The organism is Noviherbaspirillum sp. (genome assembly GCF_035254685.1).
Lineage (GTDB): Bacteria > Pseudomonadota > Gammaproteobacteria > Burkholderiales > Burkholderiaceae_D > Noviherbaspirillum.
Map to the genome: position 1 here is coordinate 1 of NZ_DATFAI010000034.1, position 19,132 is coordinate 19,132.

Consider the following 19,132-nt stretch of genomic DNA (forward strand, 5'->3'; position numbering starts at 1 on the left):
TTTTAGGAGGGGGCGGCAGCGTGACGCGAGGCTTCTTGCTTATACGGCTCGTGTGATTAGCTATTAATGAAAGACGCTTTTATGGCAACAGGTACCGTCAAGTGGTTCAACGATTCCAAAGGCTTCGGATTTATCACTCCCGATGACGGCGGTGAAGATTTGTTCGCCCATTTTTCTGCAATCCAGATGCAAGGCTTCAAGACTCTCAAAGAAGGTCAAAAGGTCTCGTTCGAAGTCACGCAAGGCCCCAAGGGCAAGCAAGCTTCCAATATTCAATCGCCCTGATCACATCGATTAGCTGGAACAATAAAAACCCCGCATTGGCGGGGTTTTTTTTCGTCCTGGTTTTAGTCAGGTAAAGATTGCATGAGCATAAAAGGATCGCCACCCACTCTTTCCTAAAATGCAACTTGATTGAATCCCATTTCGGAAACCCCGGTTGTCGTATATGCGTAAATGGGGAAAATGGCTGTAAAGTAATGCCCCATGAAACTCCGGCAAAAAATCCTGCTACTCGCGATCACCCCTCTTATCGTTGCGCTGGTCGCCATCGCCCTCGCCGTCCGCTACCAGGCGGCAGTGCTGGCGAAACAGCAGCGCACGTCGGTGGAAGCCGCATACCTCGCCAGCAAGGAAGCGGAGCTCAAGCATTTCGTGGTGCTGGCGACTCGCTCGATTGAACACCTGTACGAGTCGGGCCGACATGATGAAGCAACGCTGAATGAGGCGAAGGCCATCCTTGCGACGCTCGACTATGGCGACGACGGCTATTTTTTCCTCTACGACCTCCATGGCCGCAACCTCATGCATCCGCGCAAGCCCGAACTGGTCGGCCGGGACCTGTGGGATCTTCGGGATACAAACGGCAGTCCGACGATACAGCGACTCATCGCGCAGGCGAAGGCCGGCGGCGGATTCGTGCGCTATCAATGGGAAAAACCGTCGTCTGGAAAGATGTCTCCCAAGCTGGGATACGTGGTTGAACTCGAGCGCTGGGGATGGATGCTGGGAACGGGCCTTTATCTTGACGACGTGGATGCCGCTCTTGCCAAGATCGACACGCAGATTTCCGGGAACATCAATAACACGATGCTGTGGATCACCGGCATCGCTATTGCGAGCGCACTGATTATCGGGCTTTCCGGCCTGGCCTTGAACATCAGCGAAAATCGTGTAGCAGATGCCAAACTCCGCGCGCTTGCGCAACGCGTCGTACGTTCACAGGAAGAAGAGCGCGCCCGACTGTCGCGCGATCTGCATGACGGGATCAGCCAGTGGCTCGTCTCGATCAAGCTGCAGGTTGAGTCAGGGATTGCCAAACTGATTGCCAACGCGGCGCAACCTGAACTTGCCCGCACCTCCTTTGATCGTGCAGCAGGACAGCTCAACGATGTACTGGGCGAAGTCCGGCGCATTTCGCACGATCTCAGGCCCGCCCTGCTTGACGACCTCGGCCTTGCCGCAGCGCTCGATCACCTGGTTACGGAATTCAGTGAGCACACCTCCATTACAACGCGGTTCACGGCCGATGGCTCAGTCGACGGCCTCGGGGACGTATCGAATACCGTGCTTTTCCGCATCGCACAGGAAGCGCTGACCAACATCAAGCGCCACGCGAACGCAAGGAATGTGAACGTGCGCCTTGTTGGCAGCAAGAGCGACGTGACGCTGACCATTTCCGATGACGGCATCGGATTTGACGTTGCCGGCATTGCGCAGCATCCCAAGCGAGGCATCGGCCTGCGCAACATGCATGAACGCGTAGAGGCTGTCGGCGGTACGATGTACGTGGCCTCGTCAGTTGAGGGCACCCGAGTAACCGCAAGCTTGCGTAGAGTGTAAGTGAAAATGAGCAGTCAACCGTACGTTCACATCCTGTTAGTCGATGACCACCCGCTGGTGCGCGATGGCTTGCGCGCCCGCCTTGAGACCATTCCGCATTTCACGATCGTGGCGGAGGCCGGTGATGCGAATGAGGCACTGCAGCATGCGGCGACACAGACAATCGACATCGCATTGATGGACATTAATCTTTCTGGAATGAACGGAATCGAACTGACCGGCCGTCTTAATACGCTCTATCCGGAAATTGCCGTCCTGATGCTGAGCATGCATGACAAGGCGGAGTACGTGATGCAGGCAATCCAGGCAGGCGCCCGCGGTTACGTGCTGAAGGATGCACCGGCGCTCGACATCATCACGGCAATCGATACGGTCATGTCAGGCGGCATCTATTACAGCGCAGGACTGGCAAAACAGCTCGCCCGCCCCATGCCGCCGGCGTTGCTGCTGACTCCACGCGAACGTGAAGTGCTGAAATGCATCGCCACAGGCAAATCGAACAAGCATATCGCGCGCGAAATGAACCTGAGTGTAAGAACCGTGGAAACGCATCGGCTCAACATCAAGCGCAAGCTCGGCATCGAAGGCCAAGCGGACCTGATCCGTTTCGCGCTGGAGCAGACGCAGATCAGGTAGCACAAAATAATAAGAGGCCAAATGGACTTGGCGGAATAAGCCCCCTTTTCCTTGTCGCCAAAAAAAATGGCCGGATTGCTCCGGCCATTTCATCTTGCATCGAACGAATCACATGTTCGAAATCATGACCTCGCCAAAGCCAGAGCACGAAACCTGCGTTGCACCTTCCATCAGGCGCGCAAAGTCGTAGGTAACTTTCTTCGACGCGATCGACTTCTCCATCGACGTGATGATCAGGTCAGCCGCTTCAACCCAACCCATGTGGCGCAGCATCATTTCTGCGGACAGGATCAGGGAACCCGGATTCACATAATCCTTGCCAGCGTACTTCGGCGCAGTACCGTGGGTCGCTTCGAACATGGCGACGGAGTCGGACAGGTTGGCACCAGGAGCGATGCCGATGCCACCGACCTGCGCTGCCAGCGCGTCGGAGATGTAGTCGCCATTCAGGTTCAACGTGGCGATCACGCTGTATTCTGCGGGACGAAGCAGGATCTGTTGCAGGAACGCGTCAGCGATAGAATCCTTGATTGTGATTTCCTTGCCGGTCTTCGGATTCTTGAACTTGCACCACGGGCCACCATCGATCAGCTGGGCGCCGAATTCGTGCTGTGCCAGCGCATAGGCCCAGTCGCGGAAACCGCCTTCCGTGTACTTCATGATGTTGCCCTTGTGGACGATCGTCACGGAAGGCTTGTCGTTGTCGATGGCGTACTGGATCGCCTTGCGGACGAGCCGCTCGGTGCCTTCACGGGAAACCGGCTTGATGCCGATGCCGGACGAACCCGGGAAGCGAATTTTCTTGACGCCCATTTCCTTGATCAGGAAGTCGATCACCTTCTTGGCGGCGTCGCTGCCTTCCTGCCACTCGATACCGGCGTAGATGTCTTCGGAGTTCTCGCGGAAGATCACCATGTCGGTCTTCTCCGGCTCACGTACCGGTGAAGGCACGCCCTTGAAGTAACGCACCGGGCGCAGGCAGACATACAGGTCGAGTTCCTGGCGCAGCGCAACGTTCAGGGAGCGGATACCGCCGCCGACCGGGGTCGTCAATGGCCCCTTGATCGAAACGACGTAATCCTTCAAGACTTGCAGCGACTCTTCCGGCAGCCACACATCCGGACCATAGACCTTGGTCGACTTCTCGCCAGCAAAAATTTCCATCCAGCTGATCTTGCGCTTGCCGCCATATGCCTTCGCAACGGCTGCATCAACCACCTTGATCATGACCGGAGTGATATCCACGCCGGTGCCATCACCTTCGAGATAGGGGACGATCGGGTTGTCGGGAACATTCAACGAGAAATCGGCATTGACGGTGATCTTTTTGCCGTCGGCAGGCACTTTGATATGTTGATACATCGTAGGCTCCGGGGGTTGAGGAGGAATAGAAGGCGGTTGCACTTTAAATTTTTGTTTTAAAGTCGAATCTCAGTCTTATATAAGACATAAGACAGCATTTCGTATTATGCACCAGTATTTTACTAGATGCCATAACTTTTCTATCGGCAATATATATCGGATCGACGACCCGATTGCTTGCTTCTGCGGCGCTTCGCAAGGCAGGAGGTTCGTCATGCCCTCTCATGCGGAATCGCCGGGACGGACTAACAGATTAGTCCGTCGGTTGTGGATGCACAAAGCGTAAAATACGCGTCCATCATTTTCCGCCCGGCCGAGCGCATGCCACTCATTCTCTTCAACAAGCCTTTCCAGGTGATGTGCCAGTTTTCGCCGCATCCCACCCGCAAGACGCTTGCAGATTTCCTGGACATTCCTGGCATCTACCCTGCAGGGCGCCTTGACGCCGATAGCGAAGGCTTGCTGCTGCTGACCGACGACGGCAAGCTTCAGCATCGGATCAGCCACCCCGACAGCAAACAGCCAAAGACTTATATTGTCCAGGTAGAAGGCATTCCGGATGACGATACCCTGACGAGATTGCGCGAGCCGCTGAATCTGGGCGATTTCGTGACCCAGCGCTGCGACGTGAAACAGATCGAACCGCCGGAATGGCTGTGGGAACGCAATCCGCCGATCCGGCAACGGGAAAGCAGTCCGACGAGTTGGCTGGCAATCACCCTTTCCGAGGGAAAGAATCGACAAGTGCGTCGCATGACTGCAGCGGTCGGACTTCCCACGTTGAGGCTTGTCAGGATCGCCGTCGGTCCATTTTCACTGGCAACACATCCCCTATGGCCCGGGGACTGGCGCGAGGTATCGACAGCGGAACTGGAAGCTGGCGCCAATGCGCACAGGCGCACCAGCTCAATGTAAATGCATATGCCGGTCCGCCGAGTCTACAGCCGAGGATTGGCTATTTGAAAATTTCCTCAGACAACATGTCAACCGATGCTTTTGCATTTCGTTATTCACATTGATTCGTGAGAATCACCGTTTTTATCAATATGCCAATTTGAGGGACAAAAATGAAAAACCTGATCGCCGCTTTGATCGCTGGTCTGTTCGCCGCTTCCGCATTCGCCGCTGACCCCGCTCCTGCTTCCGCATCGGCTTCGGCCTCTGCTCCGGCTGCTGCCGCTCCCGCTCCGAAGGCAAAGAAAGCCAAGAAGGCCAAGAAGGCCAAGAAGGCTGCAGCTGCTTCTGCCGAAGCTTCCAAGTAATTCCCGCTTCCGCGTAAAAAAGGCAGGCTTGTCCTGCCTTTTTTATTTTTTGGACAATATTCAGGCAATGAGACGATACACGCCGTCTTTTCGTCGCTTATGGGCTAAGCTTTCCAGGCCTTTTTTATCTCAGTAATCAACTTCAGATGATCTCCAGGACCCAACTTTCAGCATCAACCTTGCTGGCTGCCGTGCTTGCGTTCAACAGCCCCGTTGCCATGAGCCAGCAACCTGCAAAATTTCCCGTCATCTCATTAAATGCGGGTATTCATGTGATCAAGGCGGAAGTGGCCGCGCGAGACGCTGAACGCCAGCAAGGCTTGATGTTTCGCGAAAAACTGGGACCAAATGAAGGGATGGTGTTTCTGTTCGAGGCGCCGGCCGGTGTCTGCATGTGGATGAAAAACACGGTGATTCCGCTTTCCGTCGCATTCATCGACGAAAGTGGCAAGATCGTCAATATCGAGGATATGCAACCGCAAACGACGAATCCGCACTGCGCAAAGAGACCGGTTCGCTACGCACTGGAAATGAACCAAGGCTGGTTCAAGCAGAAAAACATCAAGCCGGGAAGCGCGATAGACGGACTTCCTCGCTAGGCAAACAGAAGAAGCCGGGGCAGTGACCAAGATCAGCCTTCAGTCCACTCGCCCTTGAATGCACCATTTCCAGCTGTCAGGTGCATTTACAAAATACAGAAACAACAAAAACCCGCACAACTTGAGTTGAGCGGGTTTTTGACTGTCCAGCTACCTGACAGCATCCAGCCGTCAGGACAACAGCAGCACCTTAAGCGGCAAGCGCCTTCAGGGCTGCAGCCAGACGGCTCTTGTGACGAGCGGCCTTGTTCTTGTGGATGATCTTCTTGTCAGCAATACGATCGATCGTCGAAACAGAAGCCTGGAATACTTGCGCAGCTGCTGCCTTGTCGCCGGCTTCGATGGCCTTGCGTACGGCCTTGACTGCGGTACGTAGCGTCGAACGCTGGCTGGAGTTGTGTGCGTTTTGCTTGACTGCTTGACGAGCACGTTTGCGCGCTTGTGCGGTATTTGCCATGAATAGTTCCTAAGACGAAATCGGATTGCGTTCGCGGTTGCGACACAGAATTCTGTAAAGCCGTGGATTATAACGTTTTTTTGGGAAATGAGCAATTAGAATGTTTGCCCGCCCACCTTCCTTTCGGAAACATCAACGGGAGCCTATTCACCGCGCAGGTTTGTGCCGATTTTGCAGGCGCAATAAAAGGTTACACAAACTCCGCCGTTTATCGCCCGGCCAGCTTGGCTCCGGCACTATAATTGCGCACCATGAATCTGCACAAAACGCTTGCCACCGTCTCTGGCATGACGATGCTGTCACGAGTGACAGGTCTGCTGCGAGAACTCCTCATCGCGCGCGCATTTGGCGCTTCAGCTTATACCGACGCGTTCAACGTCGCCTTTCGCATCCCCAACCTCTTGCGCCGCTTGTTCGCGGAAGGCGCCTTCTCACAGGCATTCGTTCCCATCCTGGCCGAATACAAGAACAAGAAAGGCGAGGCCGCTACCAAGGATCTGGTCGATCATGTCGCCACTATTCTGATCATGGCGCTGGTAGGAACCTGCATCCTCGGGATCATTGCCTCCCCGGTCGTCGTTTATTTCATCGCGACCGGCCTTAAATCGGATCCTGACGCGTTCGCAGTCTCCGTACTCATGACGCGCATCATGTTTCCCTACATCGGTTTCATGGCCTTTGTTGCGCTCGCAGGTGGCATTCTGAATACATGGCGACAATTCCAGGTCCCCGCATTCACGCCGGTCTTGCTCAATCTCGCTTTCATCGGTTCCTCGTTGCTCCTGTCGCCGCACCTGGCACAACCCGTCTATGCGCTGGCGATTGCTGTGGTGCTGGGCGGCATTTTGCAGGTCGCGATACAGGTTCCGGCCTTGTACCGGATCGGCATGCTCCCACGCATCGGATTCAATCCGAAGTTCGCGCTCAAGGACGCGGGCGTGCAGCGTGTGCTGAGGCAGATGGTGCCGGCGATCGTTGCAGTTTCCGTCGCGCAGATCAGCATCATTATCAATACCAACATTGCGTCCCACCTCGCCGCTGGCAGCGTGTCTTGGCTCACCTATGCCGACCGCCTGATGGAATTCCCCACTGCATTGCTTGGCGTCGCACTGGGGACAATTCTCCTGCCCAGCCTGTCGAAGGCGCATGCAGACAGCGACCACACGGAATACTCTTCCCTGCTTGACTGGGGATTGCGACTCACCTTCCTGATCGCCCTGCCGTCCGCGGTCGGCCTCGCCACGCTGTCCGAGCCGCTGACGACCACGCTGTTTCACTACGGTAAATTCGATACGCAGGCTGTCACCATGACCAGCCACGCGCTCGTCGCTTATGGCGTCGGCCTGATCGGCTTGATCGTAGTCAAGATTCTCGCGCCCGGATTCTATGCGAAGCAGGACATCAGGACGCCCGTGAAGATCGGCATCGTTGTCCTGGTCGCGACACAATTCATGAACCTGATGTTCGTGCCGTGGATTGCACACGCTGGCCTTGCGCTCTCGGTCGGACTCGGCGCTTGCCTGAATGCCGCGTTCCTGTTCTGGGGACTGCGCCGACGCGGCATCTATGTGCCGCATCGCGGCTGGGGAATCTTCCTCGCAAAGCTGACCGGCGCCCTCTTCTTGCTGGCCGGCGTCGCTCTCTGGACCAGCGGACAATTCGACTGGGTGGCAATGCGCGCCACCCCCCTGCATCGGGTAACAGCGCTGTGCCTGGTCATGCTTGCGTGCGGAGTAACATACTTCGGTGCATTACTTGCCATGGGGTTCCGCTTCCGCGACTTCAAGCGCGTCACGGCCTGACAGGGACTCCGGAATCGCCATCGTTTTTCATCCCGGCCTTTATTTGGCTGTACGATGGTTTATGATGGCTAATGTATGGTGATCAAAACTCTCGATTACTTCGCGTCGCTGGTTCAACAGGACGACTCCATCCCGCTGTTCGAGGCGGCATTGGCCATAGCACAGGACGTCGATCCGCTGCTCGATCTGGAAGAGACACAAGTGGAGGTTGACAGGCTTGCGGCGAAATTGCAGCGACGGCTTCCGTCTGACGCCTCCAGCGTGCAAAAGCTGCGCATGCTGAATCATTTCTTTTATCGTGAGTTGGGGTTCGGCGGCAATGTGAACGATTATTACGACCCGGACAACAGCTATCTGCATCGCGTGATTCGCACGCGCCGCGGCATTCCGATTTCGCTGGCGGTGCTGTATATGGAACTGGCGCAGCAGATCGGCCTGAACATGAAGGGTATTTCATTTCCAGGCCACTTCCTGATGAAACTGTCGGTGCAATCCGGGGACATCGTGCTAGACCCCTTCAATGGCGCCAGCCTGTCGCGCGAAGAGCTGGAAGAACGACTCGAGCCTTACTTCGAACAGCAGAGCTATCCCGGGGCGATTCCACTTTCCTATTACCTGCACGCCGCCCATCCGCGCGAGATCCTCGTGCGCATGCTACGCAACCTGAAGACGCTGTTTGTGGAACACATGCGCTGGCAACGCGTGCTCGGTGTACAGCAACGGTTGCTGATCCTGCTTCCTGACGAAATTACCGAACGCCGCGACCGCGGCTTGGCCTATGCCAATCTGGAGTGCCCCCAAGCGGCACTCGACGACCTGGAAGCCTACCTCGCGGAGCGGCCATACGCGCCTGACGCCGAACTATTGCGCAGCAAGCTGCCTGAGTTGCGGGAAGCAAGCCGACGCATGAACTGAACGTTCACACTTTTGTCTTGGCTTCGATCGCCTCCCATCGTTCGAGACTCTCGAGCAGCTGCCCGTCGATTTCGGCAAATCGCTGATTGAGCCGCTGCACCTCCTCGGGTCGCTGTCGATACAGTTCCGGATCAGCCAGTTGTTCCGAGATCGCTTTCTGCTCATCCTCCAGCGCGGCGATTAATCCCGGCAGGCTTTCCAGTTCCCGTTGCTCCTTGTAGCTCAGCTTCTTTGTCTTTGCCGATCCCGACTGTGCTTCCTTCGTTGCTGGCTTGGCATCGGCTTTCGGCACCGGCCTAGCGGGAGCCGGCGCAACCGCTTCCCGCACACGCTCCCAGTCGCTGTAGCCGCCGATATACTCGCGCCACACGCCATTGCCTTCCGCAACGATCACCTGAGTGACGACATTATCGAGGAACATACGGTCATGGCTGACAAGGAACACCGTGCCGCTATAATCTTCCAGCAGCTCTTCCAGCAGTTCGAGGGTATCGATATCCAGATCGTTGGTCGGCTCATCCAGCACCAGCACATTCGCCGGCTTGGCAAACAGGCGGGCAAGCAGCAGGCGATTGCGCTCGCCTCCCGACAGGGACTTGACCGGTGAACGCGCCCGCTCCGGAGCAAAAAGAAAATCGCTCAGATACGTCATGACATGCTTGCGCTGCCCGTTGATCTCGACCCAGTCGCTGCCTGGCGAAATGGTGTCGGCGAGGCTTGCTTCCTCGTTCAACTGCGCGCGCATCTGGTCGAAATACGCAATCTGCAGCCGTGCTCCCTGCTTCACCGCGCCTGAATCGGGTTGCTCTTCGCCGAGAATGAGCTTGAGCAGCGTTGTCTTGCCCGCGCCGTTCGGCCCGATCAGGCCGACCTTGTCGCCACGCAGGATAGTGGCGCTGAAGCCACGCACGATGACCTTGTCGCCATAGCGCTTCTCGATGTTGGTCAATTCCGCCACGATTTTCCCGGAGCGCTCTCCGGCCGCAACATCCAGCTTGACCTGTCCCTGCTGTTCCCGTCGTGAGCTGCGCTGGCGCCGCAATTCCTCCAGTCGACGGACACGGCCCTCATTACGCGTACGGCGCGCCTCCACGCCCTTGCGTATCCACACCTCTTCTTGCGCGAGAAACTTGTCGAACTTAGCGTTTTCGACGGCCTCGATCTCAAGCTGTTCCGCCTTGCGCGCCTGATATGCGCTGAAGTTGCCAGGGAAGGAGAGCAAGCGGCCGCGATCGAGTTCGACGATGCGGGTCGCCACATTATCGAGGAAGGAGCGGTCGTGCGTGATGAACAGGATGCTGCCCTTGAAATCGCGCAGCAATCCTTCCAGCCAGAGGATGGAAGTGAAGTCGAGGTGGTTGGTCGGTTCGTCGAGCAACAGCACGTCAGGCGCACTCACGAGCGCGCACGCCAGCGCTACGCGCTTTTGCGTGCCGCCGGACAGTGTGCCCATCAGTGCATCCTTGTCGAGATTGAGGCGCGCGAGAATGGTTTCCACACGGTTCGACAGATTCCATGCATCGGCTGCATCCAGCTTCGCCTGAATGGCATGCATGCGCTCCATCAACGCCTCGTCGTCGGCACCTCCCAGGCGTTCGGTAAGTGTGTTGTATTCCGTCAGCAGCGACTGGAGTTCGCCCATGCCGCCGGCGACCGCATCAAATACTGTCATGTCGCCCGCAAACTGCGGCTCCTGCTCGACGTAGGCGATCTTCAGTCCCTGTTGCATGACAAGCAGCCCGTCGTCGAGCCTGGAAATGCCAGCGATGATTTTTAGCAGGGACGATTTGCCGGTGCCGTTTCGGCCGATCAATCCGACGCGCTCGCCGGGTTCGAGGGAAAATTCTGCATGATCGAGCAAGGCCACATGGCCGAATGCGAGCTGGGCGTTGGTGAGTGAAATGACTGCCATACACAAGACCGCTTCCGCAGGGGAAACGTACCTTAATCAGGAAATGAAGCACGCATTGTACCGATTGCTGCGATTGGAAAGTTATTTATGCAAGGTCTCGGCTATAATCTCGGGCGTGGCGGAAAATACGTCCGTCGCAACTTAGCGTCTCGCCGTAGTTCAATGGATAGAACGAGTGCCTCCTAAGCGCTAGATACAGGTTCGATTCCTGTCGGCGGGACCAATTTCACCTTGGCAATGTCGGCCTCCAGCGATTTCCTTCTTCACGAAATCGGCAACCATTCTTCCTGTCAGCACGCCCTCCCTTCACAATGACGCAGCTCAATGTCGAGGCATCGATCCGCGCCCACGAGATCAACGCGTACTACCATGGGATGAGACTACTCCCGTCAAGGTTAACGATGTCAACGACAGACCACCAGAATTCCCCTCTTTCCAAACCGGACAACACCACTGTCCCTGAACCAAATCCCGGCAAGGAGGAATCTGACGCGGCGCTCGACCTTTCATCCGAGGTGACAAAGCGAGTTCGGCTGCTGGGCAAGCTTATCATTCCGCCCTCCACACCCTGAATAACGGCCGATTCCTGCCACTTGAATTTACTCACATAAACTGTGGCCAATTCTGTGGATAACCACGGATAACAATGCCTATGTTCATGATCCGCAAGGGAATTCGTTCGTTGATGAAAATCAAGACAGCGAGCATGCACGAACGCTGCTTTCCCATGTGAGCACTTTGGAGGACCTTATGAACGACAACGCGAAACGCTGCGCAGCCGTATCTTTCCTTGCATGTCTGGTGCTGGCAATAGTGCCAGCGATGGCGGCAAAGCATCAATCGGTCAGCAAGGCCGAGGCGCAGCAAACGACTGAGGACATGTCGGCTCAGGCGCGCTACAAGAACGCCACACGGGAAGCCAACGCGGCCTACAAGGAAGCTGTCGCCGATTGTAGAAAAGTGCGCGGCGCAGAGCGGACAACCTGCCTGAAGGACGCCAGGGCCAATTTGCAGAATGACCTTGCCGAAGCCAAGAAAACGCTGAGCAGCGGCGAATAGAAGACAGCAACACCTCGGCAATCCGTCTCCGCGTGACCATGGTGGACAAGGCAGCGGGAGGCGCATATATTGCGATCTCTGATTGCATTGCTTACAGGAAAATCCTGCGAGCGTTTTTCCCAAGGAGATCGCATGAAACTGGCCCGTTATGGCCGTCCCGGCAAGGAAAAACCGGGTTTGATCGATCGCGATGGCAAATTGCGCGATCTGTCCGCCGTCATTCCCGATATTGGCCCCGAACAATTGTCGGACAAGGTTCTGGCGAAACTCGCCAGGCTTGATCACACAAAACTCCCATTGGCGCGTGGAACGCCGCGCTGGGGCGTGCCGATTGCGCAGGTCGGCAAATTCATCGGGATCGGGCTGAACTATTCCGACCACGCGGCGGAAGCAGGCATGCCGTTGCCAAAAGAGCCCATTGTGTTCATGAAAGCGACGACTTCGCTTTCAGGCGCAAACGATCCGGTGATGCTGCCGAAGGGTTCGAAGAAATCGGACTGGGAAGTCGAACTCGGCGTAGTGATCGGCACGATGGCCCGCTCAGTTCCGGAAAAGGATGCCCTGAGCCATGTCGTGGGCTATTGCGTGGTCAATGATGTTTCCGAACGTGAATTCCAGCTGGAACGCGGCCCGCAATGGGACAAGGGCAAGGGTTGCGATACCTTCGGGCCGGTCGGGCCATGGCTGGTGACACGCGATGAAGTACCCAACCCACAACGCCTGGATCTCTGGCTCGACCTCAATGGCAAACGGATGCAGACGGGGAATACCAGGACGATGGTGTTTTCAGTCGCGAAGATCGTCAGCTACGTCAGCCGTTTCATGACGCTCATGCCCGGCGACATCATCGCGACCGGTACGCCGCCTGGTGTAGGTATGGGTATGAAGCCACCACGCTTCTTGAAGCGCGGCGACGTACTGTCACTTGGCATTTCCGGTCTCGGCGAACAGCAGCAGATTGTCGTCGCTTACAAGGCGGACTGAGAAAGCCGCCGCCGCACTCCCATCGCAAGAATCAGGGGGTGTTTCCCTGATTCTTGCGGCTACCCTGTAATGCCATGCGAATTCACTCTGCTATCGTCTCTCACGATGCCACAGATTCCTGCGCGAAGAGCAGGTGTTCGATCACCCTGGTGCACGGCATAGCGGACGTATCAAAATAAGCCCGGGATCATCCGCGCGGTCATGATTGGAGCCGCCGCACCGACGGTCAAGCTGATTGCGAATTAGCACGACGGGCTCGATGTCGTGATACTGCTCAGGCAAAGGTGGAGTACCTATACTGCGTCAGGCTGATTCGCCGGCGCTGCCATGGCAAATGCGTCCAATGCCAGGCAGGCGTCATTGATGCGCATGACGTTGGGCATGGCTGAAAAATCGCAGTCGACGCGCCGGGCATTGGCAATTTGCGGGATGAGGCAGCAGTCGGCGAGCGTCGGCGCGTCACCGAAGCAGAACCGGCCAACCCGCTTGTCCTTCGCGAGCATCGCTTCAATCGCGCCCAGGCCCTGCTCGCACCAGTGCCGGTACCAGGCGTTCCTGCCATCTTCGTCGATACGCAATTGTCGGGAAAGGTAGCGCAACACGCGCAGGTTGTTCAGGGGATGAATGTCGCAAGCAACCGACATGGCGATACCGCGTACGAATGCGCGATCAACAGGATCAGGCGGCAACAGGGGCGGTTTCGGATGCGTCTCGTCAAGGTACTCGATGATGGCAAGCGACTGCACCAGCACTGCCGGCTCGTCGGCCGCAACGTCAATCAGCGCCGGCACGAGTGCGTCCGGATTGAGCTTGCGGTACTCGTCCGAGAACTGTTCGCCGCCGTTCTTCACCAGGTCCACCGGCACTTTCTCATACGCCAGCCCTTTGAGGTTGAGCGCAATGCGTACCCGGTAGGATGCCGAGCTGCGGAAGTAGCCGTAAAGTTTCACCGCCCCTCCAGAAAATTTTCCTAGACGATCCTGACTCGCAAGTCGCCCACACTCTCAATCGTCGCTTCCAGCAGGTCCCCTTGCCGGACCGCCGCGACGCCTTCAGGCGTGCCGGTGAAAATCAGGTCGCCGGGCTGCAACGCATAGTACTTCGACAGGTGCTCGATGGTTTCTGCGACGTTCCAGATCAGCTTTTCCATATTGCTATTCTGGCGGGTTGCGCCGTTGACATCGAGCCGAATCTCGCCCTGCACGATGGAGCCCGTCTCGGTGATCGGGTGAATCGGCGAAATCGGTGCGGAGAAGTCGAAGCCCTTGCCGGTGCACCACGGACGGCCCAGTTTCTTCGCCTCGCCCTGAAGGTCACGGCGTGTCATATCGAGGCCGACGGCATAACCCCAGACGTGCTGCGTCGCGTCTGCCGCCGCAATGTTTGTTCCGCCCTTGCCAATCGCCACCACCAATTCGACCTCATGATGCAGGTCATTCGTCATGCCAGGGTAAGGCATTTCGCCGATCGTTCCGTGCGCTACCGGCAGGACGGCATCTGCCGGTTTCATGAAAAAGAATGGCGCTTCGCGGCCGGTCGCGCCCATCTCTTTCGCATGCTCGACATAGTTGCGGCCGACACAGTAAATACGGTGAACCGGAAACATGGCGTCACTGCCGGCAACAGGAACGACGGCAGTTTGTGGAGGGAAGACAAAATTCATGGCGGACTCCTGGGTTTTCTGGATTTGCCCGCGACAAGCACATCCGCGGGTATGGCAATCGTTACAGCACGCGGCAAGGCTTGAATCTCCCTGCGTGTGCCAATGATCTTGAAACGCGATCTCGATTATGCCATTGCCTATGAGCCTCTGCGCGTCATGCATGCATTCGCCCGCCAAAAACAAAACCGCCTTGTTTGCAGCGCATCCAAGGCGGTTGATTGGCGGTGCTTTGGACCTTGTCCGGTCAGCCTTCGCCGAGATAGGCTTCCTTTACCTTCGGATCGTCCAGCATATCCTTCGCATTGCCGCTCATCGTGATCAGGCCGGAATCCATCACGTAGCCGCGATGTGCCGCCTGCAGCGCCAGTTTCGCATTTTGCTCGACCAGTAAAATGGTCACGCCTTGCGCCGACACATTGCGAACAACTTCGAAAATCTTCTCCACCATGATCGGCGACAGGCCCATCGACGGTTCATCGAGCAGCAGGAGCTTCGGATGGCTCATCAGCGCGCGCGCCATCGCCAGCATCTGCTGTTCGCCGCCAGACAAGGTGCCGGCCAGTTGCGAGGAACGCTCTTTCAGGCGCGGGAAGACACTGAACCATTTGTCGATGTCAGCCTGGATGCCATCCTTGTCGTTGCGAATGTAGGCACCCATCAGCAGGTTTTCGAGGATCGACATGCGGGTGAACACGCCACGACCTTCCGGAACCATCGCCAATTGCCTTTTCACGAGCTCGAACGAATTCGTGCCGTTGATCGACTGTCCACTGTAATGGATCTGCCCTTCCACCTTGCAGCCCGGCAGCGTGCCGGTGATCGCCTTCAGCGTCGTGGTTTTGCCCGCACCGTTGGCGCCGATCAGCGTTACCAGCTCGCCCTTGTTGACTTCAAGGTCGATGCCTTTGACCGCCTGAATGCCGCCATAAGCGATTTTCAGGCTGCTGATCTTCAGGATATTTTCATTCATTAATGAGACCCTCCCAAGTATGCCTCGATGACGGCCGGGTTTTTCTGCACCTCGGCCGGCACGCCTTCCGCAATCGGTTTTCCGTAATCCAGAACCGTCAGGCGGTCACAGAGCCCCATCACCAATTTCACGTCGTGTTCAATCAGGAGAATCGTCCTGCCCTCAGCCTTGATCTTGACCAGCAGTTCGCGTAGCGCGAGCTTTTCGGTCGCGTTCATGCCAGCCGCCGGCTCGTCCAGTGCCAGCAGCTGCGGATCGGTGGCGAGCGCGCGCGCAATTTCGAGGCGACGCTGATCACCGTAGGACAGGTGTCGCGAGGTACGATTGGCGAAATGTGCGATGCCGACGAAATCCAGCAACTCCATGGCGCGGCGGCGAATCGCGGCTTCTTCCTCGCGCGCCGCCTTGTGGCGTAATACCGCGCCGAGGACGCCCTGATGCGTGCGGACGTGCCGTCCGACCATCACGTTCTCCAGTGCAGACATTTCGCCGAACAGGCGAATGTTCTGGAAGGTGCGGGCAATGCCTGCCTTGGCCACTTCATGCGGCGCAGACGGCGAATACGGCTTGCCGGCGAGCTCGAACGATCCGGTATCCGGCTGATAGAGACCGGTGATGACATTGAAGAAGGTCGTCTTGCCGGCGCCGTTCGGCCCGATCAGGCCATAGATCTGGCCACGCATGATTTTGACGTTCACGTCCGACAACGCTTGCAGGCCGCCGAACCGCTTGTTCACACCCGCGATATTCAGAATGACTTGTTCGCTCATGGAATTTCCTTATGCTGCGAGTGCAGTAGGTTCTTTTTCATCGAGGCGCTTCTGCGAGTTCGCATCCATTCGATCCTCGTGGCGCGGCGAAGGCCAGATACCGGCCGGACGGTACAGCATGATGACGACCATTGCCAGACCATACAGGAGCTGGCGCAGCACTTCCGCTTCGATCAGGACGGTGCCGAACAGCTGACGCTGAACCGGCTCCACGACGTGACGCAGCACTTCCGGCAGTGCGGCAAGAATGACGCCACCGAGCACGACGCCGGGGATGTGGCCGATACCGCCGAGCACCACCATCGCGAGGACTGCAATCGATTCCATCAACGAGAACGATTCCGGCGACACGAATCCTTGGAACGAAGCAAACATTGCACCGGAAACGCCGCCAAAGGACGCGCCCATGGCGAAGGCGAGCAGCTTGATGTTACGGGTATTGATGCCCATTGCCTTCGCGGCAATCTCGTCTTCACGGATTGCAACCCAGGCGCGGCCCAGACGCGAATGCTGGAGACGGATCGTAATGAAGATGATTGCGCAGCACAGCAGCAGGAACAGGAAGTAGTACGCGTTCACTGAGGGCATCGAGAACGGACCGAACTTTACCATCGCGCCTGATCCCGGTTCGCCGGCAAGCGACACGCCGAAGATCCGGATCGGGTCGATCAGGTTGATGCCCTGCGGGCCGTTGGTGATGTTGACCGGCGCATTCAGGTTGTTCATGAAGATGCGGATGATTTCACCGAAGCCGAGGGTCACAATCGCCAGGTAGTCGCCGCGCAGCTTCAGGGTCGGCGCACCGAGCAAGGCGCCAAAGACAGCTGCAAGCGCCGCGCCCAGCGGCACGATCAGCCAGACCGACAGATGGATGCCGTTCTTGGCAGCCTCATCTCCCACCATTGCCCGTAGCACGTCGGCTACTGCCGGGTACTGGTTCACAAAGGATTCCAGCACGGTGGCGAATTGTGGTGATGCCAGCAGCCCGGTCATATAGGCGCCGAGTGCATAGAAGGCGATATAGCCAAGATCCAGCAGGCCGGCGAAACCGACCACGATGTTCAGGCCCAACGCCAGCATGATGTACAGCAGCGCCAGGTCCATGATGCGCACCCAGGAATTACCGTAGTTGGCAGCGATGAACGGGAATGCCACCAACATGACAACGAGAATGGCAAAGCTCGTGTATGCCTTGCGCGGATTGTGTTTGACGTCGAACAGTGTAGACATGTGATTCCCCTTTACGCACGATCCGCCACGCGTTCACCCATGATGCCGGAGGGACGCAATGTGAGCACGATGATAAGCACGATGAACGCGAAAATGTCCTGATACTGGCTGCCGAGGAAATCGCCAGTCAGATCGCCGATGTAGCCGGCGCCAAGGCTTTCGATCAGACCCAACAGCACGCCGCCTACCATTGCGCCGTAGATGTTGCCGATGCCGCCCAGCACGGCTGCCGAGAATGCCTTCAGGCCAGGCACGAAGCCCATCGCGAATTGGGCGGAGGAATAGTTTGCCCCCCACATTACGCCCGCAACGGCCGCCAGCGCGGCACCCATGGCGAAGGTCAGCACGACCACCTTGTTTGCATCTACACCCATCAGGCCTGCCACACGCGGATTCTCAGCGGTGGCGCGCATGGCACGCCCCATCTTTGTTCTTTCGACCAGCAGTACCAGGGCGATCATCGACAAGAGCGCCAGCACCAGCAACATGACCTGGGTCTGCGAAATCAGCGCACCCATGATCTCGAACGATTCGGTCGGCATGACTTGCGGGAAAGGAATCGGGCTTCGACCCCAGATCATCATCGCGAACGTCTGCAACAGGATCGACACGCCGATCGCCGTGATCAGCGGCGCTAGGCGAGGTGCATTGCGCAGGCGACGGTATGCCACGCGTTCAATGATGATATTGACGACAATACACACCGGAATCGCGCCGATGATCGCGATGCAGAGCTTGACGATGCCAGGAAGGTTCGGAGCGACGGACTGTACGATCTTCAGGATGGTCACACCCACCATCGCACCAATCATGAGCACGTCGCCATGCGCGAAGTTGATCAGGTTGAGCACGCCATACACCATGGTGTACCCGAGCGCGACAAGGGCGTACATGCTTCCCAGCACCAGCCCGTTGATGATTTGTTGGATAAATGTATCCATGATTTCCTACTCTCTATAAAAGATCGTTCAAGTCGTTTTGCAACTTCATCGCGGTATTGGAAATATCATGAACTGCCTGGAAACCCCACGCCTCTCATGACATTTCCTTGTGCGATTGCAGCAAAATCATCTCTGATAACAAAAACGGCACCCCCGGGAAAAGCCAAATGGGTGCCGCTTGAATATTCAATGTTTATCTGAAAGGATCTGCCTCGGCAATGCGGGTAGCGATGGCGTGATCAATGCGCATGATAGTGTCTCCTTTTCCCGTCTTTGGTAAAAACTTTCTTATAGTTTAGTGCTGCCTTGTGAGCCCACGGAACCGCGCGGCATTATACCTAACCTGTTCCGTATTGAAACCTCGAACCGTTGCCCGGTCGCCGTATTTCCAGAAAAGTGCATGCAAAACAGCTGCTGCCTTTCCGACTCGATCCTGCATGAAACGTACCCGCAGTTTTAAAAAGACAAGAATGTTTACTTTATATTCAATCCGGGGCAAAACTTCCTGATTATTTTTGCTGGATCGAAGCCTGGATTCCAGGTATTCCGTCTGCGACTTCCTTACGCTGTTTTCTGTATCCGGGGCTGGAGCGAAAACACGATCGATATTTGCATCGCGAGCGGGTAACGTTGCAGGCAGCATCATAACGATGAACGCAAAAAACAATCGATGGAAATAAACGGGGTGGTCTGAATTAAATTCCGGATGTCCAAATGCAGACATCCGG

General features: G+C 56.8%; 20 protein-coding genes and 1 tRNA gene. 11 read left to right on the forward strand and 10 right to left on the reverse strand.

The window, feature by feature from the left end:
- The first annotated feature begins 81 nt into the window (after nucleotides 1-81).
- The 3 genes from VJ698_RS15200 (at nucleotide 82) to VJ698_RS15210 (ending at nucleotide 2,478) form a co-directional block, all read left to right on the forward strand.
- Nucleotides 82-285, forward strand: coding sequence for a cold-shock protein (locus VJ698_RS15200; RefSeq protein WP_136415665.1), 204 nt, complete (start codon nucleotides 82-84; stop codon nucleotides 283-285).
- A 201-nt stretch (nucleotides 286-486) separates the two neighbouring features.
- On the forward strand, nucleotides 487-1,842 hold the full coding sequence (locus VJ698_RS15205) for a cache domain-containing protein (RefSeq protein WP_324103629.1): 1,356 nt from the start codon (nucleotides 487-489) through the stop codon (nucleotides 1,840-1,842).
- A 6-nt stretch (nucleotides 1,843-1,848) separates the two neighbouring features.
- On the forward strand, nucleotides 1,849-2,478 hold the full coding sequence (locus VJ698_RS15210) for a response regulator transcription factor (RefSeq protein WP_324103630.1): 630 nt from the start codon (nucleotides 1,849-1,851) through the stop codon (nucleotides 2,476-2,478).
- Between the two features lie 108 nt (nucleotides 2,479-2,586).
- Here VJ698_RS15210 and icd read toward each other — a convergent pair whose 3' ends face one another.
- Nucleotides 2,587-3,840 (reverse strand): NADP-dependent isocitrate dehydrogenase, encoded by a 1,254-nt coding sequence (gene icd / locus VJ698_RS15215; protein WP_324103631.1) that lies wholly within the window; start codon nucleotides 3,838-3,840, stop codon nucleotides 2,587-2,589.
- 321 nt (nucleotides 3,841-4,161) lie between these two features.
- Here icd and VJ698_RS15220 point away from each other — a divergent pair, with 321 nt between their 5' ends.
- The 3 genes from VJ698_RS15220 (at nucleotide 4,162) to VJ698_RS15230 (ending at nucleotide 5,701) form a co-directional block, all read left to right on the forward strand.
- On the forward strand, nucleotides 4,162-4,755 hold the full coding sequence (locus VJ698_RS15220; RefSeq protein ID WP_324103632.1) for a pseudouridine synthase: 594 nt from the start codon (nucleotides 4,162-4,164) through the stop codon (nucleotides 4,753-4,755).
- Nucleotides 4,756-4,907: 152 nt separating this feature from the next.
- A complete protein-coding gene (locus tag VJ698_RS24615) occupies nucleotides 4,908-5,102 on the forward strand; it encodes a hypothetical protein (protein WP_414691168.1) in 195 nt (64 codons plus the stop codon).
- Nucleotides 5,103-5,248: 146 nt separating this feature from the next.
- Nucleotides 5,249-5,701, forward strand: coding sequence for a DUF192 domain-containing protein (locus VJ698_RS15230; protein WP_414691169.1), 453 nt, complete (start codon nucleotides 5,249-5,251; stop codon nucleotides 5,699-5,701).
- Nucleotides 5,702-5,891: 190 nt separating this feature from the next.
- On the opposite strand, the gene rpsT is transcribed toward VJ698_RS15230, so the two are convergent.
- A complete protein-coding gene (gene rpsT / locus VJ698_RS15235) occupies nucleotides 5,892-6,158 on the reverse strand; it encodes a 30S ribosomal protein S20 (protein WP_324103634.1) in 267 nt (88 codons plus the stop codon).
- A 251-nt stretch (nucleotides 6,159-6,409) separates the two neighbouring features.
- On the opposite strand from rpsT, the gene murJ reads away from it, so the two are divergent.
- Both murJ and VJ698_RS15245 read left to right on the forward strand, forming a co-directional pair.
- Complete coding sequence (murJ, locus tag VJ698_RS15240; RefSeq protein ID WP_324103635.1) at nucleotides 6,410-7,960, forward strand: murein biosynthesis integral membrane protein MurJ; 1,551 nt, start codon at nucleotides 6,410-6,412, stop codon at nucleotides 7,958-7,960.
- Nucleotides 7,961-8,035: 75 nt separating this feature from the next.
- Nucleotides 8,036-8,875: a SirB1 family protein gene (locus VJ698_RS15245; protein ID WP_324103636.1), complete on the forward strand. Its 840-nt coding sequence runs from the start codon at nucleotides 8,036-8,038 to the stop codon at nucleotides 8,873-8,875.
- A gap of 4 nt (nucleotides 8,876-8,879) precedes the next feature.
- On the opposite strand, the gene VJ698_RS15250 is transcribed toward VJ698_RS15245, so the two are convergent.
- Nucleotides 8,880-10,787 (reverse strand): ATP-binding cassette domain-containing protein, encoded by a 1,908-nt coding sequence (locus tag VJ698_RS15250; protein ID WP_324103637.1) that lies wholly within the window; start codon nucleotides 10,785-10,787, stop codon nucleotides 8,880-8,882.
- A 148-nt stretch (nucleotides 10,788-10,935) separates the two neighbouring features.
- On the opposite strand from VJ698_RS15250, the gene VJ698_RS15255 reads away from it, so the two are divergent.
- From VJ698_RS15255 to VJ698_RS15265, 3 genes are all read left to right on the forward strand, one after another.
- A tRNA-Arg gene (locus tag VJ698_RS15255) sits at nucleotides 10,936-11,010 on the forward strand.
- 527 nt (nucleotides 11,011-11,537) lie between these two features.
- Entirely contained in the window at nucleotides 11,538-11,846 is a 309-nt protein-coding gene (locus VJ698_RS15260) for a hypothetical protein (protein WP_324103638.1), read from the forward strand.
- 132 nt (nucleotides 11,847-11,978) lie between these two features.
- A complete protein-coding gene (locus VJ698_RS15265) occupies nucleotides 11,979-12,830 on the forward strand; it encodes a fumarylacetoacetate hydrolase family protein (protein WP_324103639.1) in 852 nt (283 codons plus the stop codon).
- Nucleotides 12,831-13,123: 293 nt separating this feature from the next.
- On the opposite strand, the gene maiA is transcribed toward VJ698_RS15265, so the two are convergent.
- The 7 genes from maiA to VJ698_RS15300 form a co-directional block, all read right to left on the reverse strand.
- The gene (gene maiA / locus VJ698_RS15270) at nucleotides 13,124-13,780 is read right to left on the reverse strand and encodes a maleylacetoacetate isomerase (protein ID WP_324103640.1); all 657 of its coding nucleotides are present in this window, start codon (nucleotides 13,778-13,780) and stop codon (nucleotides 13,124-13,126) included.
- 20 nt (nucleotides 13,781-13,800) lie between these two features.
- Nucleotides 13,801-14,493, reverse strand: coding sequence for a fumarylacetoacetate hydrolase family protein (locus VJ698_RS15275; protein ID WP_324103641.1), 693 nt, complete (start codon nucleotides 14,491-14,493; stop codon nucleotides 13,801-13,803).
- 244 nt (nucleotides 14,494-14,737) lie between these two features.
- Nucleotides 14,738-15,463, reverse strand: a complete 726-nt coding sequence (locus VJ698_RS15280; RefSeq protein WP_324103642.1) for an ABC transporter ATP-binding protein — start codon at nucleotides 15,461-15,463, stop codon at nucleotides 14,738-14,740.
- Nucleotides 15,463-16,233, reverse strand: a complete 771-nt coding sequence (locus tag VJ698_RS15285) for an ABC transporter ATP-binding protein (RefSeq protein WP_324103643.1) — start codon at nucleotides 16,231-16,233, stop codon at nucleotides 15,463-15,465. Before VJ698_RS15285 ends, VJ698_RS15280 begins: the two co-directional genes overlap by 1 nt.
- A 9-nt stretch (nucleotides 16,234-16,242) precedes the next feature.
- Nucleotides 16,243-17,463 carry an ABC transporter permease subunit gene (locus VJ698_RS15290; RefSeq protein ID WP_324103644.1) on the reverse strand — a complete coding sequence of 407 codons (1,221 nt, stop codon included), beginning with the start codon at nucleotides 17,461-17,463 and terminating at the stop codon, nucleotides 16,243-16,245.
- A gap of 11 nt (nucleotides 17,464-17,474) precedes the next feature.
- Complete coding sequence (locus tag VJ698_RS15295; protein WP_324103645.1) at nucleotides 17,475-18,404, reverse strand: branched-chain amino acid ABC transporter permease; 930 nt, start codon at nucleotides 18,402-18,404, stop codon at nucleotides 17,475-17,477.
- Between the two features lie 295 nt (nucleotides 18,405-18,699).
- Nucleotides 18,700-19,128 (reverse strand): hypothetical protein, encoded by a 429-nt coding sequence (locus VJ698_RS15300; RefSeq protein WP_324103646.1) that lies wholly within the window; start codon nucleotides 19,126-19,128, stop codon nucleotides 18,700-18,702.
- Nucleotides 19,129-19,132: the final 4 nt, after the last annotated feature.

What these genes read in the sequence shown, in the direction of transcription:
- VJ698_RS15200 (WP_136415665.1), top strand. Translation starts at nt 82, where the DNA reads ATGGCAACAGGTACCGTCAAGTGGTTCAACGATTCCAAAGGCTTCGGA.
- VJ698_RS15205 (WP_324103629.1), top strand. Translation starts at nt 487, where the DNA reads ATGAAACTCCGGCAAAAAATCCTGCTACTCGCGATCACCCCTCTTATC.
- VJ698_RS15210 (WP_324103630.1), top strand. Translation starts at nt 1,849, where the DNA reads ATGAGCAGTCAACCGTACGTTCACATCCTGTTAGTCGATGACCACCCG.
- icd (WP_324103631.1), bottom strand. Translation starts at nt 3,840, where the DNA reads ATGTATCAACATATCAAAGTGCCTGCCGACGGCAAAAAGATCACCGTC.
- VJ698_RS15220 (WP_324103632.1), top strand. Translation starts at nt 4,162, where the DNA reads ATGCCACTCATTCTCTTCAACAAGCCTTTCCAGGTGATGTGCCAGTTT.
- VJ698_RS24615 (WP_414691168.1), top strand. Translation starts at nt 4,908, where the DNA reads ATGAAAAACCTGATCGCCGCTTTGATCGCTGGTCTGTTCGCCGCTTCC.
- VJ698_RS15230 (WP_414691169.1), top strand. Translation starts at nt 5,249, where the DNA reads ATGATCTCCAGGACCCAACTTTCAGCATCAACCTTGCTGGCTGCCGTG.
- rpsT (WP_324103634.1), bottom strand. Translation starts at nt 6,158, where the DNA reads ATGGCAAATACCGCACAAGCGCGCAAACGTGCTCGTCAAGCAGTCAAG.
- murJ (WP_324103635.1), top strand. Translation starts at nt 6,410, where the DNA reads ATGAATCTGCACAAAACGCTTGCCACCGTCTCTGGCATGACGATGCTG.
- VJ698_RS15245 (WP_324103636.1), top strand. Translation starts at nt 8,036, where the DNA reads ATGGTGATCAAAACTCTCGATTACTTCGCGTCGCTGGTTCAACAGGAC.
- VJ698_RS15250 (WP_324103637.1), bottom strand. Translation starts at nt 10,787, where the DNA reads ATGGCAGTCATTTCACTCACCAACGCCCAGCTCGCATTCGGCCATGTG.
- VJ698_RS15260 (WP_324103638.1), top strand. Translation starts at nt 11,538, where the DNA reads ATGAACGACAACGCGAAACGCTGCGCAGCCGTATCTTTCCTTGCATGT.
- VJ698_RS15265 (WP_324103639.1), top strand. Translation starts at nt 11,979, where the DNA reads ATGAAACTGGCCCGTTATGGCCGTCCCGGCAAGGAAAAACCGGGTTTG.
- VJ698_RS15275 (WP_324103641.1), bottom strand. Translation starts at nt 14,493, where the DNA reads ATGAATTTTGTCTTCCCTCCACAAACTGCCGTCGTTCCTGTTGCCGGC.
- VJ698_RS15280 (WP_324103642.1), bottom strand. Translation starts at nt 15,463, where the DNA reads ATGAATGAAAATATCCTGAAGATCAGCAGCCTGAAAATCGCTTATGGC.
- VJ698_RS15285 (WP_324103643.1), bottom strand. Translation starts at nt 16,233, where the DNA reads ATGAGCGAACAAGTCATTCTGAATATCGCGGGTGTGAACAAGCGGTTC.
- VJ698_RS15290 (WP_324103644.1), bottom strand. Translation starts at nt 17,463, where the DNA reads ATGTCTACACTGTTCGACGTCAAACACAATCCGCGCAAGGCATACACG.
- VJ698_RS15295 (WP_324103645.1), bottom strand. Translation starts at nt 18,404, where the DNA reads ATGGATACATTTATCCAACAAATCATCAACGGGCTGGTGCTGGGAAGC.
- VJ698_RS15300 (WP_324103646.1), bottom strand. Translation starts at nt 19,128, where the DNA reads ATGTCTGCATTTGGACATCCGGAATTTAATTCAGACCACCCCGTTTAT.